The sequence below is a fragment of the Paraburkholderia sp. LEh10 genome, from assembly GCF_017814945.1.
In the GTDB taxonomy this organism is placed as follows: Bacteria; Pseudomonadota; Gammaproteobacteria; order Burkholderiales; family Burkholderiaceae; genus Paraburkholderia.
Map to the genome: position 1 here is coordinate 1 of NZ_JAGIPX010000181.1, position 2,303 is coordinate 2,303.

At 56.3% G+C, this 2,303-nt stretch carries 2 protein-coding genes; one reads left to right on the forward strand and one right to left on the reverse strand.

The window, feature by feature from the left end; translation table 11 throughout:
- Nucleotides 1-106: 106 nt before the first annotated feature.
- On the reverse strand, nucleotides 107-1,048 hold the full coding sequence (locus J8I87_RS43730; RefSeq protein ID WP_245254625.1) for a tyrosine-type recombinase/integrase: 942 nt from the start codon (nucleotides 1,046-1,048) through the stop codon (nucleotides 107-109).
- A 404-nt stretch (nucleotides 1,049-1,452) separates the two neighbouring features.
- Here J8I87_RS43730 and J8I87_RS43735 point away from each other — a divergent pair, with 404 nt between their 5' ends.
- Nucleotides 1,453-1,944, forward strand: coding sequence for a hypothetical protein (locus J8I87_RS43735; RefSeq protein ID WP_209938850.1), 492 nt, complete (start codon nucleotides 1,453-1,455; stop codon nucleotides 1,942-1,944).
- Nucleotides 1,945-2,303 lie beyond the last annotated feature (359 nt).

The window sequence follows — 2,303 nt, forward strand, 5'->3', positions numbered from 1 at the left end:
AAGGTATCGCGATAGGAGGTGATGGTGTAAGGGCTCGCCTGACGCTGCTGCATCAGGCGCTGCGTGAAGAAGAGTTCAAGTAGTGGAGCGAACGTCGCTGAAGTAGTCATTGCACGTCCTCCCAGCGTTGCTCGAGTCGACGCATCGCCTCACGCATCAGTTCGGGCGAGGCGCTTAAATACCACTGGCTAATCGTTTGGAAGTCTACACCTGACTTTAGCAAGGAGAGCGCTGTCGTATGCCTCAGAGAATGAGGGTGGATGCGTTTCTCCCGGAGGGTAGGTACGTTCGCTCCGGCGGTTGCCAGATGCCTGCGAAGCAGGTAGTACACCCCGAAACGAGTGAGCTTGTCGCCGCGATTATTGACAAACAATGCTGTGGTTGCATCAAGCGGGTACGGCCGTTCTTCGACGAGGCGCTGCAACAACCTGGCAGTCTGTGGCCAGATCGGACAGACGCGGACTTTGTTTCCCTTGCCTTGGAGTCTTACCTGGCACGGCCGTTGTAACCGTAGGTCGCATGAACGAAGGTCAAGTACCTCCTGCACCCTTGCGCCGGTATTGAACATCAGTGAGAACAACGCGTAGTCACGCCGACCGGGAACTGTCGTCCGATCGACCGCATTCAGCAGCGCCTCGACCTCGTCCTGCTCAAGATATTCGATCGGCGCTGACCGTGCGCCGCGTTTGAATGGAATGCCAAGGATTGCCTGCGCCGCCGCCAGATGTTCAGGACCTTCAGTTGCCAGGAACCGCGCGAACGTATGAATCGCGGCAAGCCGGGCGTTACGCGTGGCAATGCCGTTGTGGCGGTCTTGCTCAAGAGATGTCAGAAACTGTCCGACAGATTCAGCGTTGATCGCCGCAAGATCCAGACGTTCAATCCCGCGGTGTCGCTTGGCACTAAGAAATTGCAGCAGAAGCACCAGCGTGTCGCGATAGCTATGGATCGTGTGCCGGCTCATCCCTCGCAACGTAGGCAGATAATCCTGGAAGAATCGGATGAGACTCCGTCCGAGCTCATCGGAGTAAGGATGCCGTTTCATCATTGCTCTCCCTGAACAAGATAGCCAAACCGTTTCGCGAACCGCTTGCTCGCAAGCTCCTGGAGTTCCGGAATCCAGCGCAAATAGTAGGCCGTCGATACGATTGATACGTGACCCATGTAGAGTGCGAGCTTTGGGAGGTTAGACTGGAAGTCCGCGCCCTGTCGATACCATCGCATCAGGGCCTCAATTGAAAAGGAATGCCTATAATTCCGTAGCCGGAATTAGAGGCATAACTCCGAGCCAAGGATTATTCCGAGTCCGATCTCGATAGTCGTCTGCATGAGGCGTCGTTGCTCGATCGGCCTCCGAAGTGCCGCTCACTTTCTCGGCATTATTCTGATGTCTCCATCCGGGAACCCTCCCGGATTTTTAAGGAGGCGCCATGATGACGCTCACTCGCCACGATGGAACAACCTCTCCCGTTAGACAGTATTGCGACGGGCCGCTGGCCTCTCACCTTGAGGGTTTTGCTGCCCAACTCTTTCGAGGATGGGATACGCGCCGAACACCGTTCATGCAATGTCGCCCTGGTCGCGCAGGTACGCGAGAAACTGCTGGCCGGCCGCGAGATCGCATCGCCGTACGCTGTTGCGAAGCCTGCGAGCTTCCTGGAACTGCCTGAGCCGCGTCTCATTGAGGCATTTCTCTATACCGAACGTGGCCTGTCACGGTCAACAGCGGCCAGATATCTGCCCATCATCCGGTGCTTCCTTGACGAGCGTTTTGGGTGCAAGATTCCGCGTCAAGGATTTTTGCCACTTTTATCGGCGTTGTTGCATTTAGTCGCCCCGCAACGGCTTACCTTGACGCAGGCTGATCCCCCGTCCGGTCAGACAGCCTTCGCGTCCGCCTCGCGCATCCAGTTTGCCCCGCACGATTGGTATCAATACGCCTGAACCATCCCGGCCCGCGATTAAGCGGAGCAGCTTTCTCGGCTTGCGCAATGACTGTAGCCCAGGCGTGAGGCGTTGACGCATCGCCAAGCATCTCATTGCAGGCTTCCCAGAACATTTCTTCGAGGGTGCGACGTACCGAACTTAGCTATAGCAGCCCGGGTGCGGGATTCGCAGACAAAGAGATAAGACCGGACTGTGCTGCTTGAAATCTATACTGAGATACGGATGAAACGTTCACTAGGTAAAAACGCAGTTCGCGAAAGGCATGGATTTGATAAATTGTGCCTCTTTTGAAATCCGAGTGGGTGGTTTTGCGGGTCAAGGGCGGGCGTGAGCCCGGCGTAGCGAACCCTTGAGGC

Excerpts from the sequence above, each read along its gene's own strand:
- J8I87_RS43730 (WP_245254625.1), bottom strand. The coding sequence starts at position 1,048 with ATGATGAAACGGCATCCTTACTCCGATGAGCTCGGACGGAGTCTCATC.
- J8I87_RS43735 (WP_209938850.1), top strand. The coding sequence starts at position 1,453 with ATGGAACAACCTCTCCCGTTAGACAGTATTGCGACGGGCCGCTGGCCT.